The organism is Nocardioides aestuarii (assembly GCF_039527245.1).
GTDB lineage: Bacteria > Actinomycetota > Actinomycetes > Propionibacteriales > Nocardioidaceae > Nocardioides > Nocardioides aestuarii.
Window position 1 is genome coordinate 1,712,886 of the sequence record NZ_BAAAJT010000002.1, and the last position, 14,513, is coordinate 1,727,398.

Annotated in this window: 14 protein-coding genes; 7 read left to right on the top strand and 7 right to left on the bottom strand. The window is 73.5% G+C overall.

The window, feature by feature from the left end; all coding sequences use genetic code 11:
• Positions 1–59: 59 nt before the first annotated feature.
• Genes ABD091_RS08680 through ABD091_RS08695 form a run of 4 tightly spaced genes read right to left on the bottom strand, consistent with a single transcriptional unit; the run spans position 60 to position 3,004 of the window.
• On the bottom strand, positions 60–797 hold the full coding sequence (locus ABD091_RS08680; RefSeq protein WP_343917425.1) for an amino acid ABC transporter ATP-binding protein: 738 nt from the start codon (positions 795–797) through the stop codon (positions 60–62).
• The gene (locus tag ABD091_RS08685) at positions 797–1,663 is read right to left on the bottom strand and encodes an amino acid ABC transporter permease (RefSeq protein WP_343917427.1); all 867 of its coding nucleotides are present in this window, start codon (positions 1,661–1,663) and stop codon (positions 797–799) included. The genes ABD091_RS08680 and ABD091_RS08685 overlap by 1 nt, the downstream gene beginning before the upstream one ends.
• Entirely contained in the window at positions 1,664–2,533 is an 870-nt protein-coding gene (locus ABD091_RS08690) for an ABC transporter substrate-binding protein (RefSeq protein WP_343917429.1), read from the bottom strand.
• Positions 2,534–2,554: 21 nt separating this feature from the next.
• The gene (locus tag ABD091_RS08695) at positions 2,555–3,004 is read right to left on the bottom strand and encodes a DUF4396 domain-containing protein (RefSeq protein WP_343917431.1); all 450 of its coding nucleotides are present in this window, start codon (positions 3,002–3,004) and stop codon (positions 2,555–2,557) included.
• Positions 3,005–3,074: 70 nt separating this feature from the next.
• Here ABD091_RS08695 and ABD091_RS08700 point away from each other — a divergent pair, with 70 nt between their 5' ends.
• The 3 genes from ABD091_RS08700 to ABD091_RS08710 are packed head-to-tail and all read left to right on the top strand — an operon-like array spanning position 3,075 to position 6,766.
• The gene (locus ABD091_RS08700) at positions 3,075–3,602 is read left to right on the top strand and encodes a PadR family transcriptional regulator (RefSeq protein ID WP_343917433.1); all 528 of its coding nucleotides are present in this window, start codon (positions 3,075–3,077) and stop codon (positions 3,600–3,602) included.
• Entirely contained in the window at positions 3,599–5,602 is a 2,004-nt protein-coding gene (locus tag ABD091_RS08705) for an FAD-dependent oxidoreductase (protein WP_343917435.1), read from the top strand. The genes ABD091_RS08700 and ABD091_RS08705 overlap by 4 nt, the downstream gene beginning before the upstream one ends.
• A 21-nt stretch (positions 5,603–5,623) precedes the next feature.
• A complete protein-coding gene (locus ABD091_RS08710) occupies positions 5,624–6,766 on the top strand; it encodes a MalY/PatB family protein (protein WP_343917437.1) in 1,143 nt (380 codons plus the stop codon).
• Positions 6,767–6,836: 70 nt separating this feature from the next.
• Here ABD091_RS08710 and ABD091_RS08715 read toward each other — a convergent pair whose 3' ends face one another.
• The 3 genes from ABD091_RS08715 to ABD091_RS08725 form a co-directional block, all read right to left on the bottom strand.
• Positions 6,837–8,174, bottom strand: a complete 1,338-nt coding sequence (locus ABD091_RS08715) for a GH1 family beta-glucosidase (protein ID WP_343917439.1) — start codon at positions 8,172–8,174, stop codon at positions 6,837–6,839.
• 80 nt (positions 8,175–8,254) lie between these two features.
• Positions 8,255–9,145 (bottom strand): diacylglycerol/lipid kinase family protein, encoded by an 891-nt coding sequence (locus ABD091_RS08720; protein ID WP_343917441.1) that lies wholly within the window; start codon positions 9,143–9,145, stop codon positions 8,255–8,257.
• Positions 9,142–10,719, bottom strand: a complete 1,578-nt coding sequence (locus tag ABD091_RS08725) for an FAD-binding oxidoreductase (protein WP_343917443.1) — start codon at positions 10,717–10,719, stop codon at positions 9,142–9,144. Before ABD091_RS08725 ends, ABD091_RS08720 begins: the two co-directional genes overlap by 4 nt.
• 17 nt (positions 10,720–10,736) lie before the next feature.
• Here ABD091_RS08725 and ABD091_RS08730 point away from each other — a divergent pair, with 17 nt between their 5' ends.
• From ABD091_RS08730 to ABD091_RS08745, 4 genes are all read left to right on the top strand, one after another.
• The gene (locus tag ABD091_RS08730) at positions 10,737–11,315 is read left to right on the top strand and encodes a TetR/AcrR family transcriptional regulator (RefSeq protein ID WP_343917445.1); all 579 of its coding nucleotides are present in this window, start codon (positions 10,737–10,739) and stop codon (positions 11,313–11,315) included.
• Entirely contained in the window at positions 11,312–12,838 is a 1,527-nt protein-coding gene (locus ABD091_RS08735; protein ID WP_343917447.1) for a glycerol-3-phosphate dehydrogenase/oxidase, read from the top strand. Before ABD091_RS08730 ends, ABD091_RS08735 begins: the two co-directional genes overlap by 4 nt.
• A gap of 73 nt (positions 12,839–12,911) precedes the next feature.
• Positions 12,912–13,898, top strand: coding sequence for a sigma-70 family RNA polymerase sigma factor (locus ABD091_RS08740; RefSeq protein WP_343917449.1), 987 nt, complete (start codon positions 12,912–12,914; stop codon positions 13,896–13,898).
• A complete protein-coding gene (locus ABD091_RS08745) occupies positions 13,895–14,446 on the top strand; it encodes a TIGR03086 family metal-binding protein (RefSeq protein WP_343917451.1) in 552 nt (183 codons plus the stop codon). Before ABD091_RS08740 ends, ABD091_RS08745 begins: the two co-directional genes overlap by 4 nt.
• Positions 14,447–14,513: the final 67 nt, after the last annotated feature.

Consider the following 14,513-nt stretch of genomic DNA (forward strand, 5'->3'; position numbering starts at 1 on the left):
CGGACGCGCGACCTCCCGCCTGTCACAACAGCGCGACTGGGACGTCACGAACCCACGACTCAACCCTCCGGGAGGACGCGGCGGAGGAACTGGCGCGTGCGTTCCTCGGTGGGGTGGGTGAAGAGCTGGTCGGGCGGGCCCTGCTCGAGGATCCGGCCCCCGTCGAGGAAGCAGACCCGGGTGGCGACGTCGCGGGCGAAGGCCATCTCGTGGGTGGCGATGACCATGGTGGTGCCGGCCGCCGCGAGGTCGCGCACGATCGTGAGGACCTCGCCCACCAGCTCGGGGTCGAGCGCGGCCGTGATCTCGTCGAGCAGCAGCAGCGCCGGCCGGGTCGCCAGCGCGCGGACGAGCGCGACCCGCTGCTGCTGGCCGCCGGAGAGCCGGTCGGGATACTTCGTCGCGTGCTCGGCGAGGCCGAAGCGGTCCAGCAGCTCGTGGGCCTGCTGCTCCGCCTCGGCCCGGCGTACGCCGTGCACCTTGCGGGGCGCGAGGGTGACGTTGTCGAGGACCGACAGGTGGGGGAAGAGGTTGTAGGCCTGGAAGACCATCCCGAGCCGCTCGCGGACCTCGCGCCGGTCGACGAACGGGTCGGTGACGTCGCGGCCCTCGAGCACGATCGTCCCGTCGTCGACATCCTCGAGCAGGTCGAGGCAGCGCAGCAGCGTCGACTTCCCCGACCCCGACGAGCCGATCAGGCAGACCACGTCGTGCGGCTCCACGACGAGGTCGACGTCGTCGAGGACGACGCGGTCGCCGTAGGTCTTGCGCAGGTCGCGGACCTCGAGGAGCGCCATCACAGCACCCCCGCCCGCTCGCGCTCCCACCAGCGCCGCTGCACCCAGTCGGTGAAGCGGGCCAGCGGCACGGTCAGCACGACGAAGAAGCCCGCCACCACGACGTAGGGCGTGTAGTTGAAGTTGTAGGCCGTGTAGTCACGCGCCGCGAAGACGGCGTCGAAGACGGCAACCGCGGAGACCAGCGCCGTGTCCTTCTGGAGCGAGACGAAGTCGTTGAGCAGCGGCGGTACGACGCGGCGTACCGCCTGGGGCACCACGACGAACCGCAGCGACTGGGCGCGGGTCAGCGCGAGCGCCTCGGCGCTGGAGACCTGCGAGGGGTGGATCGACTCGATCCCGGCGCGGAACACCTCGGCGACGTAGGCGCCGTAGGAGAGCACGAGCGCGACACCGGCCCAGAAGAACTCGTCGGTCGGCAGCCCCTGCAGCTGGAGCGCCGGGACGCCGAACCCGAGCATCAGGATCAGCAGGATGGTCGGGATCCCGCGGAAGAGGTCGGTGTAGACGACGGCCGCCACCCGGACCGGCGCCAGCCACGGCGACCGCGCGGTGCGGGCGACGGCGACCGCGAGGCCGAGGACCAGGATGAAGACCTCGCAGACCAGGAACAGCTGCACGTTGAGCCAGAAGCCGTCGAGGATGTCGGGGAAGACGGCCTTCGCGTCCTCCCAGCTGAAGAAGGTCTCACGGACCCGCGGCCAGCCCGGCGAGCTGCGCACGACCAGCGCGAGGACCACCAGCACCCCGACGACCAGCGCGGTCGCGAGCAGCGACGAGCGGGTGCGCTGCCGCCGGCGTACCCGGCGACGCTCGAGCTCGAGGTCGCTGGGCCGCCACTCGCCGCTGCGCCGGTCGGGTCCCACCTACTGCAGCTCGGGGACGTCCACGACGTCGGAGAGCCACTGCTGCTCGATGCCGTCGAGCGTGCCGTCGTCCTTGAGCGTCGCGAGCGCCTCGTTGACGCAGGGCACCAGCTCGCTGCCCTTCTCGAAGAGCATCCCGAACTCCTCGACCTCGCCGGTGTCGGGCTTGAACTGCCCGATCAGCGTGGCCTTCGGGATCTCGACCGCGGTGATGTAGAACGCCGTCGGCAGGTCGGCGAGGATGCCGTCGACCTGGCCGTTGAGCAGCGCCTGCTTGGCCGCGTTGGTGTCCTCGAAGACCGCCGGGTCGCCGGCCGGCTGGATCACGTCGCGGATCACGGTCAGCGAGGTGGTGCCGGTCTGGGCGCCGAGGTTGTAGTCGGCGAGGTCGGCGACGCTGGTCGCCCCGGCGATCGGGGTGTCGTCGAGCGCGATCACCGCCTGCGCCGCCTCGTAGTAGCCGTCGGAGAAGTCGACGACCTCCGCGCGCTGAGGCGTGATCGAGATCTGGTTGATGTCGAAGTCGAAGTCCTTCGGACCCGGCTTGTAGGAGGAGTTGAACGGGACCTTCACCCAGGTCACCTGGTCGGCGGAGAAGCCGAGCTCCTCGGCGACCGCGTAGGCGACGGCTGACTCATAGCCCTCGCCGTTGGTCGGGTCGTTGCCGGAGAACCAGGGCTCGTAGGCCGGGGAGTCGGTGCCGATCGTGAGCGTGCCGGGCTCGAGGACCGGCAGGCTGTCGGTCGCGCACTGCTCGGCAGCAGTGGGGGTCTCCGCCGGATCTTCTGCGGTGTTGCCCTCGTCGACGGGTGCGCACGCGGTCGCCGCGAGCGCCAGCAGCAGCGGGACGACCGCGGTGCGCTTGTTCATGACCAGATCGTAGGGCCGATCTCAGTGGTGCGCGTGGTGCATCTCGTGGACGGCCGCGTGGCCGCGTCCCCGGTCGATCATCCACTTGTTGACCGGCACCGTGACGACGAACGCCACGGCGAGCGCGAGCACGAGCGTGCCCCAGAACAGCCCGGAGGTCAGGTGGGCGTCCATCGCGCCGGGCCAGATGAGCAGCGTGCTGTTGTCGACCAGCTCCATCACGAGGATCGAGACGGTGTCGGCGGCCAGCGCGGTCCGGATCGCCGTGCGCACGCTGGCCCCGGAGCGGCGGACGCCGGTGAAGGTCAGCAGGTAGCCGAAGAAGAAGGCCAAGGCCACGGCCAGCGCGATGCTGGCGCCGTTGCCCCAGCCCCACCAGGTGGCGAGCACCATCCCGAGCACCTCACCGATCGCGCAGCCGGTGAGGCAGTGGAGCGTGGCGGACACGGCGGTCTTCCAGGAATCAGTCATGCGTACCACCATATACCCCCTATGGGTATATGTCTTGCAACTCGTTGCATAGGTCGGGCATGCTGATCCCGTGGCCCTCGAGCACGCACTCCTCGTGGCCCTGCGCGAACGACCCGCGTCAGGGCTCGAGCTGGCGCGCCGGTTCGACAAGTCGATCGGCTTCTTCTGGCACGCGACCCACCAGCAGATCTACCGCGTGCTCGGCCGGATGGAGGGCGACGGCTGGCTGACCGTCCGGACCGTCGCCCAGACCGGCCGCCCCGACAAGAAGGAGTACGCCGTATCGGCGGCCGGCGAGCGGGTGCTGGCCGACTGGCTGGCGGCCGACACCCCCGTGGAACCACTGCGCAGCGAGCTCGCCCTCAAGGCCCGCGCGGCGTCGTACGGCGACCGGGAGGCGGTCCGCCGCCAGCTGACCGACCACCTCGCCGAGCACGAGACCCGGCTCGCGGCCTACCACCAGATGGTCGAGGAGCAGTACCCCGACCCCCACGCCCTGACCGGTGCCGACCTCGACCGCTACCTCGTCCTGCGCGGCGGGGTCCGGCTCGAGGAGTTCTGGACCGGCTGGCTGAGTGAATACCTGGAGCACGCATGACCTACGACCACCTGCTGTCCCCGATCCGCCTGGGCTCGCTCGAGCTGCGCAACCGCGTCGTGATGGGCTCGATGCACACCGGCCTGGAGGACCACTCCTGGCAGCTGCCCCGGCTCGCGGCCTACTTCGCCGAGCGGGCGCGCGGCGGGGTGGGTCTCGCCATCACCGGCGGCTACGCCGTCAACCGGCGCGGCTGGCTGAAGCCGTTCGCCGGCGAGATGATGAGCCGGCTCGACGCGGCCCGCCACGTCCAGGTCACCGACGCGGTGCATGCCGAGGGCGGCGCGATCGCGCTGCAGCTGCTCCACGCCGGCCGCTACGGCTACCACCCCTTCAGCGTCGGCGCCTCCGACCGCAAGTCGCCGATCACGCCGTTCAAGCCCCGCGCCCTCTCGACGAAGGCGGTCCACCGCACCGTCGACGACTTCGCGCGCTCGGTCTCGCTGGCGCGCAAGGCCGGCTACGACGCCGTCGAGATCATGGGCTCCGAGGGCTACCTGATCAACCAGTTCCTCGCCGCCCGCACCAACGACCGCACCGACGAGTGGGGCGGGAGCGCCTCGGCGCGGATGCGCTTCCCGGAGCGGGTCGTGCAGCGGATCCGCGAGGTCGTCGGCGACGACTTCCCGCTCATCTACCGGATCTCGCTGCTCGACCTCGTCGAGGGCGGCCAGTCGTGGGACGACACGGTCGAGCTCGCGCAGCGGCTCGAGGCCGCCGGCGTGACCGCCTTCAACACCGGCATCGGCTGGCACGAGGCGCGGGTGCCGACGATCATCACCCAGGTCCCGCGCGGGGTCTGGACGCCGTGGACCGGGCGCCTCAAGGAATCGGTCGGCGTGCCCGTCATCGCCTCCAACCGGATCAACACCCCCGAGCTGGCCGAGTCGCTGGTCGCGGGGGGCACCGCCGACCTGGTCTCGATGGCGCGGCCGTTCCTCGCCGACCCCGACTTCGTCACCAAGGCCGCCCAGGGCCGGGCCGAGGAGATCAACACCTGCATCGGCTGCAACCAGGCCTGCCTCGACCACACCTTCACCAACACGACCGCCTCCTGCCTGGTCAACCCGCGCGCCTGCCACGAGACCTCGCTGGTCCTCGGCCCGACCCGCCGGGCCGCGACGGTCGCCGTCGTGGGTGCCGGGCCCGCGGGCCTCGCCACCGCGGTGTCGGCCGCGGAGCGCGGCTTCGACGTCACGCTGTTCGAGGCGGCTCCGCAGATCGGCGGCCAGTTCCGGCTCGCCATGGCGGTCCCCGGCAAGGAGGACTTCGCCGACACCCTGCGCTACTACTCCCGCCGGCTCGAGGTCCTCGGCGTCGACGTGCGGCTGTCGACGCGCGCGACCGCGGCCGACCTGGCGGCGTACGACGAGGTCGTCGTCGCGACCGGCGTCACCCCGCGGGTCCCCGACCTCGAGGGCATCGACCACCCCAGCGTCGTCTCCTACGCCGACGTGCTGTCCGGAGCGGTGGTGCCGGGTGACCGCGTGGCCGTCATCGGCGCAGGCGGGATCGGCGTCGACGTCTCCCACTGGCTCACCCACGACCCGGCCGACACCGTCGAGGACTGGCTGGCCCACTGGGGTGTCGGCGACTCCGCCCTCAACCCCGGCGGTCTGACCGAGCCGAAGCCACGCACCCCGGTCCGTGAGGTGACGCTGGTCCAGCGCAAGACCTCCCGCATCGGCATCGGCCTGGGCAAGACGTCCGGCTGGGCCCACCGGGCGGTGCTCAAGCAGGCCGGCGTCCGGCAGGTCAGCGGCGCGACCTACGACCGGGTCGACGACGCCGGCCTCCACCTCACCGTCGACGGCGCGCCCGTGGTCGTCGAGTGCGACCACGTCGTGGTGTGCGCCGGCCAGGAGTCGGTGCGCTCGCTCTACGACGAGCTCGTGCTCGCGGGCGCGTCCGTGCACCTCGTCGGCGGCGCCGACGTCGCCGCCGAGCTCGACGCCAAGCGTGCGATCGAGCAGGGGACGCGGGTCGCCGCCGCCCTCTGACCGGCCGGTTAACGTGGCGGCGTGAGGATCATCGACCCGACCGAGGACGAGCTGCGGCGCTCCCTGTCGCTCAAGTGGGGCACCGTCGACCCCGACGTGATCCCGGCCTGGGTCGCGGAGATGGACTTCCCGACGGCGCCCGCGGTGACGCAGGCGCTGGCCGACGCGGTCGCGCGTGGCGAGCTCGGCTACCCCTCCTTCGACTACGAGCGCATCGGGGAGGCGTACGCCGGGTTCGCGCGGCGCCACTTCGACCAGCGGGTCGACCCGTCCCAGGTGCTGCCGGTCGTCGACGTGACCGCGGGCGTCCGGTTCGCCCTCGACGTGCTGAGCGACCCGGCACCGGTGGTGCTGCCGACCCCGGCCTACCACCCGCAGTTCGGGGTCGTCCCGGTCACGGGCCGCGAGGTCTGGGAGCTGCCGGTCCCACCCGACGCCGAGCGCGGGATGTTCGACCTCGACCGGCTCGACCACCTGTTCTCGCGGGGCGCCCGGACGCTGCTGCTGACCCAGCCCCACAACCCGCTCGGCCACGTCCACACGCGGGCCGAGCTCGAGGCGATCCGCGACGTGGTCGTGCGCCACGGCGCCCGCGTCATCAGCGACGAGATCCACGCGCCGCTCGTCCTGCCCGGCGCCCGGCACGTGCCCTACCTGTCGCTCGACGGCACCGCCGACCACGCCGTCGCGGTCGTCGCAGCGAGCAAGGCCTTCAACACCGCCGGCCTGCGCTGCGGTCAGGTCGTCACCGACGACCCGGCGACCCGCGACCGGCTGCTCGAGGCGCCGGCGGTCCGCAACTCCTCGTGGTCGAACCTGGGCGAGATCGCCGCGATCGCGGCCTACACCGACGGCGACGCCTGGCTCGCCGCCCTCGTCGAGCGGCTCGACCGGCAGCGGACGCTGCTGGGCGAGCTCCTGGCCGAGCACCTGCCCGAGGCGCGGATGCGGCCGCTCGAGGCGACGTACCTCCCGTGGCTCGACCTGCGGGCCTACGGCGCCGACGACCCCGCGGACGTCGCGCTGACCAAGGGGAGGGTCCGGCTCGAGCCCGGCCACCGCTACCAGCACGACCTGACCGGCCACCTCCGGCTCAACATCGCCACCTCACCGGAGCGCCTCGCCGAGATCGTCCGTCGGATCGCCGCGGCCCTGGACGGCTGAGTCGCGCGTTCGTGACCGTCGAGTCGCGGAACAGGTCCGCGACTGGACGGTCACAAGTCCACGACTCGACCTAGCCCTCGTGCTGGGGCTGGGCGGCGATGACGTCGCGGTACCACTCGTAGGACTTCTTCGGGGTCCGCGCCTGCGACTCGAAGTCGACGTGGACCAGGCCGAAGCGCTGGGTGTAGCCCTCGGCCCACTCGAAGTTGTCGATGAGCGACCAGCAGTAGTAGCCGCGGATGTCGACGCCGCGCTGGATCGCGGTCGCGATCGCCTTGAGGTGGGCGTCGAGGTAGTCGATGCGGCGCTGGTCGTCGACCACGCCGTGCTCGTCGGGGACGTCGTCGAAGGAGCAGCCCGACTCGGTGATGACGATCGGCGGGAGCGCCGCGCGGTAGCGGGCGCGGAACATGATCAGCCACTCACGGAGCGCGTCGGGCACGATCGGCCAGCCGAAGTCGGTCGTCGGATAGCCGATGACGTCGAGGATCTCGAACGGCAGCTCGGCCGTCTCGGGCGCGGCGGCGACCTTCATCGGGTTGTAGTAGTTGACGCCGTAGAAGTCGAGCGGCTGCCGGATCGTCGCCCCGTCGCCGGGCTGGACGACGTGCTCGAGCAGCGGGCGCAGGTCGTTGGGGTAGCGGCCGAGCAGCATCCCCTCGAGGAACATCCCGTTCCAGATCGCGTCGAAGAGCTTGGCCGCCCCGATGTCCTCGTCCTTGTCGCTGGCCGGCCAGATCGGCGCGTGGTTGTTGGCGCAGCCGATGCTCGTGGCCCCGGCCTCGCGCAGCGCGATCGCGGCGCGGCCGTGGGCCAGCAGCAGGTGGTGGGCGACCGGCAGCGCGTCGAAGATCATCGCCCGGCCGGGGGCGTGGGTGCCGAGCCCGTGGCCGAGCAGGGTCACCACGTTGGGCTCGTTGACCGGCACCCAGTGGGCGACCCGGTCGGCGAGCCGCTCGCCGACGATCGCGGCGTAGTCGGCGAACCGCTCGATCGTGTCGCGGTTGAGCCAGCCGCCGTCGTCCTGGAGCCCCTGCGGCAGGTCCCAGTGGTAGAGCGTCGCCATCGGCGAGATGCCGCCCGCGAGCAGCCGGTCCACGAGCCGGTCGTAGAAGTCGAGCCCGGCGACGTTGGCCGGCCCGCGCCCCGTGGGCTGGATCCGCGGCCACGAGATCGAGAACCGGTAGCCCTGGGTGCCGAGGCCCTCCATCAGGGCGACGTCCTCGTCGAACCGGTGGTAGTGGTCGCAGGCGACCTCGCCGCTGCTGCCGTCGGCGATCCGGCCGGGCTCGGCGCAGAAGGTGTCCCAGATGCTGGGGCCGCGGCCGTCCTCCGAGACCGCCCCCTCGATCTGGTAGGCCGCCGTGCTGGTGCCGAAGACGAAGCCGGGTGGGAGCAGCGGATGCACCCGCCCATCCTTCACGATCGGGGCCAGCCCCGCGGGGGAACCCCGCGAATCGGGCGCGGCCGTCTGGTCAGGTCGTCTGGTCAGGCGGCCACGACGCGGAGCGCGCCCGGCCGCACCTCGGCGACCGCGGGCCGTTCCCGAAGCCCCGGCAGCACGCCGAGCGGCTCGCCGTCGCCGCCGACCGGCACCGGGCGCCGGCCGTCGGCCCGGAGCTCGACACGTCGTCCCCGCAGGACGTGGACGCCGGCTCGCTCGACGTGGCGACCGTCGTAGACCGTCGGGAGCGCGCGCATGAGGGCCGGACGGGACGCGGCCTCGATGACCACGACGTCGAGTAGGCCGTCGTCGATCCGGGCGTCCGGGGCGATCCGCATGCCCTGGCCGTAGTAGGCCGAGCTCGCGACCACGACCGTCGCGGCGTCGTACTCGTAGGACGTGCCGTCGACGGCGACGCGGTAGCGGCTGGGCGTGTAGGACGCGAGCGCCCGGAGGGCCGCGTAGGGGTACTGCACGCGGCCCGGCAGCCAGCGGGCCCGGTCGACGATCTCGGCGGCCCGGGCGTCGACGCCGGCGTAGGCCGAGCCGGCGACCAGCCTGTCCCCCCACCCGATCAGGTCGACGCTCCGGGTCGCCCCCGAGAGCAGCAGCGCCGCCTGCTCCTCGGGCGTCGCGGGGAGGTCGAGCATGCGCGCGAAGTCGTTGCCGCGACCGGCAGGCAGCACGCCCAGGGTCCCCCCGCCCGCGGACACCGGCCCCGCGAGGGAGGAGAGCATCCCGTCGCCGCCCACGCTGACGACGACGTCGCCGCGGTCGAGAGCCGCGGCGACCAGGGCCGCGACGGCCCGGGGGCCGGGTGAATAGCTGACCTCGACCGTCGACCCGGCGTCGCGGAGCAGCCGGGCGACGGGCACGACCGCCTCGGGCGCCGCCCCGCCGCCGGAGGCCGGGTTGACCAGGAAGCTGAAGTTCACGGGACGAGCACCCCGGGGTTGAGGATGCCGACCGGGTCGAGCTCGGCCTTCACCGCGCGCAGCGCGCGGACACCGACCGACCCGATCTCGCGCTCGAGCCATGGCCGGTGGTCGGTGCCGACGGCGTGGTGGTGGGTGATGGTCGCGCCGGCGGCGGTCATCGCCTCGGAGGCGGCGACCTTCGCGGCCGCCCAGCGGGCCAGCGGGTCGTCGCCCGCGGGGGCGGCGACCGTGAAGTAGAGCGACGCACCGGTCTCGTAGACGTGGCTGACGTGACAGAGCACCAGGGCCCCCGCGAGGTGGGACGACAGCGCCTGCTTCACCTCGTCGTAGACGTGGTCGACGTCCGACCAGAACGTCGCCGTCTCCAGGGTCTCGACGAGCACGCCGACGTCGAGCAGCGAGTCGCGGAGGTACGGCGCGCGGAACCGTCCCTCGGCCCAGGCCCGGCCCGGTTCCTCCCCGAGGTCCTCGCCCCCGAGTCCGGCGAGCACCGCGGCGACCGCGGCGTGGCGGGTGGTGACCTGCTCGGTCGTTCCCTCGTGACCCACGACCATGAGGCAGCCCGCTGACTCGGCACCGATCTTCTCGGGGTCGGCGAGGTTGATCGCGGTCTCGGTCTCGTCGGACAGCCGGATGACCGTCGGCAGCAGCTCCGACTGCGCGAGGGCCCGCATCGCCTCGCGACCGGCCCCGAACGAGGGCCAGCGCCAGCCGTCGTAGCGCGTGACCGCCGGCGCGCGCCGGACCCGGACGGTCACCGAGGTGATCACGCCGAAGGCACCCTCGGAGCCGAGCAGCAGCTGGCGCAGGTCGGGCCCGGCGGCGTTGGCCGGCGACGATCCCAGCCGCAGCTCGCCGGTGGGCGTGGCCGCGGTCAGCCCGACGACCATCGCGTCGAATCGGCCGTAGCCCGCGCTCGACTGGCCGCTGGAGCGGGTGGCGGCGAAGCCGCCGATCGAGGCGTGCTCGAACGACTGGGGGAAGTGGCCCAGCGTCATCCCGTGCTCGGCGAGCAGCGCCTCGGCGTCGGGACCCCGGAGGCCGGGTTCGAGGGTCGCGGTCATCGAGACCGGGTCGACGGCGAGCAGCCGCGCCATCCGCACCAGGTCGAGGCTGACGACCCCGGCGAAGCCGTCCCTGCCTGGCCCGGGCCCCGCCAGGCCGCCGGTCACGCAGGTGCCGCCCCCGAAGGGGACCACGGCGATCCGGTGGGCGTTCGCGTGGGCGAGGACGGCGACGACCTCGTCGTGGCTCCCCGGCCGGACGACCGCGTCCGGCGCGTCGGAGAGGTCACCGGCCCGGGCGCGCAGCAGGTCGGGGGTCGACTTGCCCCGGGTGCGCAGCCGGCGGGTGGCGTCGTCGGTCAGCACGTGGTCGTCGCCGACGGCCGCCCGGAACCCGGCCAGCAGGTCGGGAGCCAGCCCGCTCGACGGGAGGGTCATGTCGGGGGTCGCCGGGATCGGCTCGGCGGAGCCGAAGGCGAGCTCGACCAGGCCGCGGGCCGAGTCGGGCAGGTCGGTCGCGGCGGCAGGGTCGCCCCAGCGCTGGGGGTGCATCTCGACGGTGCTCATGCGTTACACTGTGACACATGACGTCACTTCGTAACAACCAGTCACCGCGCGACGGTTACCTCGACGCCGCCCGCGAGTGCATCCTCGACGTGGGCTGGCGGCGTACGACGCTGACGGAGGTGGCCCGCCGCGCCGGGGTCAGCCGGATGACGATCTATCGCACCTGGCCGGACATGCCGACGCTCCTCGGCGACCTGATGACCCGCGAGTGGACCGACGTCGTCGCGGCCCAGCCGGCCACCGGGCACACCCCGGCCGCCGTCGCCGACGGCCTGCTCGCGACCGTGCGGGCGCTGCGCGACAACGAGCTCTTCGTCCGGATCGTCGAGCTCGACCCCGAGCTGCTGCTTCCCTACCTGCTGGCCCGGCGCGGCCGCTCGCAGGAGGCCATCGCCGCGGTGCTGACCGACGTCGTCGCCGCCGGCCAGGCCGACGGCAGCATCCGGGCCGGCGACCCGGTCGCCATCGCCCGCTCCCTGCTGCTGGCCGCCCACGGCTTCGCGCTCTCGGCCCAGACGATGGTCGACGACGCGGTCGACGCGGCTGCCCTCGACGACGAGCTGCGCCACCTCGTGGAGCGGGCGCTGACGCCATGATCTCGGCGGGGACCGCAGGCCTCGCCCCGTCCTACGACGTCGTGGTGGTCGGCCTCGGCGTGACCGGGACCGGGGTGGCCCTCGACGCGGTGAGCCGGGGCCTCTCGGTCCTCGCCGTCGACGCCCACGACCTCGCCTTCGGCACCTCGCGCTGGTCGAGCAAGCTCGTCCACGGCGGGCTGCGCTACCTCGCGAGCGGCCAGGTCGGCATCGCCCACGAGTCCGCCGTCGAGCGCGGCGTGCTGATGGAGACGACCGCGCCCCACCTCACCCACGCGATGCCGATGCTGCTGCCGCTCACCTCGAGCGTGGGGCGCGGCCAGGCGCTGCTCGCCCGCAGCGGTTTCGTCGCCGGCGACCTGCTCCGCCGCGGCGCCCGTACGTCGGCCGACACCCTCCCGCGGCCCCGCCGGGTCTCCGCGGCGGAGGCGCTGGCCCTCGCACCGGGCCTGCGCCCGGCCGGGCTTCGCGGCGGGCTCCTGTCGTGGGACGGCCAGCTCGAGGACGACGCCCGGCTCGTCGTGACCCTCGCCCGGACGGCCGCCGCCCACGGGGCGACGGTCCGGACGCGCGCCCGCGTCGTGTCCGCGAGCGGGACCGAGGTCGTGCTGCAGGGGTCGGACGCACCGGTCCACGTCGCCGCGCGCGCCGTCGTCAACGCGACGGGCGTGTGGGCGGGGTCGCTCGACGACGACGTCGTGCTCCGCCCCAGCCGGGGCACCCACGCCGTCCTGCGCGGCACGGCGCTCCCCGGACTGCGGACCGCGGTGACCGCATCGGTGCCCGGATCGACCAGCCGGTTCGTGCTGGTGCTCCCCCAGCCCGACGGCACCGTCTACGTCGGGCTCACCGACGAGCCGGTCGAGGGTCCGGTGCCCGACGTCCCGAAGCCGACCGAGCCGGAGATCGGGTTCCTGCTCGACGTCGTCTCCGCGGCGTTCGACCACGACCTGCGGCGTACGGACGTCGTCGGGGCCTACGCCGGGCTCCGACCACTGCTCGAGGCCGGCCCCGGCGATACCGCCGACCTCTCGCGCAAGCACGCCGTCCTGACCTCGCGGACCGGCGTCGTGACCGTCGTCGGCGGCAAGCTCACGACCTACCGCCGGATGGCCGAGGACGCGGTCGACCGGGCCGTGGCGGTCGGCGGCCTGGCGGCGGACCCCTGCCGCACCCGCACCCTGCCCCTCCTGGGCGCCGCACCCCGGTCGGCGCTCGCCCGGCTGGAGTCCCACCCGCGGCTGGTCCGCCGGTTCGGCACCGACGCCGCGCTCGTCCTCGACGTCGCGAGCTCGGTCACCGGCTGCTCCGCCGACGAGCTGCTCGAGCCGGTCGCCGGGACCGTCCCGGCCACCCTGGCCGAGCTCGTCTTCGGCGTGACCCACGAGGGCGCCACCGACGTCGACGACCTGCTCGACCGGCGTACGAGGGTCGGCCTGGTCCCCGCCGACCGTGCCCTGGCCGAGCCGGCGGCGCGGCGCGCCCTCGACCTGGTCCGGAAGTTCTCGCCCCACCACCGATGAGTCCGGCGGTCGACGCCGGTCGACACGTTCGGCACACTGAGACGAGCCGGGGAGACAGGCGATGGGGACGACCGTGACCACGAGTGAGACCACCAGCGAGCTGACGGACTTCGACGCGCTCACGCAGCGCTACCAGCGCGAGCTGCTGGCCCACTGCTATCGCATGAGCGGGTCGGTCCACGAGGCCGAGGACCTCGTCCAGGAGACGCTGCTGCGCGCCTGGCGCGCGAGCGACGGGTTCGAGGGCCGCTCGAGCGTGCGGACCTGGCTCTACCGGATCGCCACCAACGTCTGCCTGACCAACCTCGAGGGCCGACCGCGGCGCCCGCTCCCCACCGGGCTCGGCGCCCCCGACCAGCAGGCCGGCGACCCGCTGGACTCCCAGCCGGAGATCCCCTGGCTCGAGCCGATCCCCGACGCGGCGGTCCAGGTCGAGGAGAAGGACACGATCCGGCTCGCCTTCGTCGCCGCGCTCCAGCACCTCCCCGCCCGCCAGCGCGCCGTCCTCGTCCTGCGCGACGTGCTGCGCTGGACCGCCGCCGAGACCGCCGAGGCCCTCGACACGACCGTCGCCGCGGTCAACTCCGCCCTCCAGCGCGCCCACGCCCAGATCGACAAGGCCGGCCCCACCGTCGACGCCCCGTCGAGCGCCGGCGACCTCGACGACCGGCAGCAGCAGCTCCTCACGGAGTACGTCGAGGCGTTCTGGCGCAAGGACATCGACCGGATCGTCAGCCTGCTGGCCGCCGACGCGACGTGGGAGATGCCGCCCTTCAGCGGCTGGTACTCCGGCGCGGCCACGATCGGCACGCTCGTCGACACCCGCTGCCCCGGCGGCAGCCACGACATGCCGATGCTGCGGACCTCCGCCAACGGCCAGCCGGCGTTCGGGCTCTACATGCGCACCCCCGAGGGCGACTTCGTCCCCTTCCACCTGCAGGTGCTCGAGCTCGACGGCGACCGGGTCGCCCACGTCAGCGCCTTCTTCGACGTCGACATGTTCCGCCGGTTCGGGCTCCCCGACCGGATCCCTGCCGACTGGCAGACCGCGCAGCCGTGAGCGCGACGGCGCTGGCCGGCGCCGTCGAGCTCCTGGACCGGTCGCTGGCCTACGTCCGCCCGGCGCTCATCGGCATCCGCCCCGACGACCTCGGGCGACCGACGCCCTGCCGTGGCTGGCCCCTGGCGGTCCTGCTCTGCCACATGGACGACGGGCTCGACGCGTGGACGGAGGCCGCGACCGGGCAGGTGTCGCTGGTGCCGTCAGCCGGCCTCTCCCCGGTGCACGCGATCCGCGACAAGGCGTGCGCCCTCCTCGGCTGGTGGCTCGACCACCCGCCGGAGGAGGTCGGCGTCGGTGACCTGGTCCTCCCGGCCCAGACGCTGGTCGCGGCCGCCGCGCTCGAGGTCACCCTCCACGGCTGGGACCTCCACACCACGCTCGGCGCCGCGGCGTCGGTGCCGGACGACCTGGCCCGGCCGCTGCTCCGGGTGGCCCACCACGTCCTGGTGCCGGCCGACCGCGACGGCTGCATCGCCCCACCTGTCCCACCCGTCCCGGACGCCTCGGCGTCGGACCGGCTGGTCGCGTTCCTCGGCCGGGGCTGACTGGACCACCTCCCCCAAATGGGGGGCAATTCCGAGCATCCTCTCGCCGCCCCGAGGGCCCGCTCCC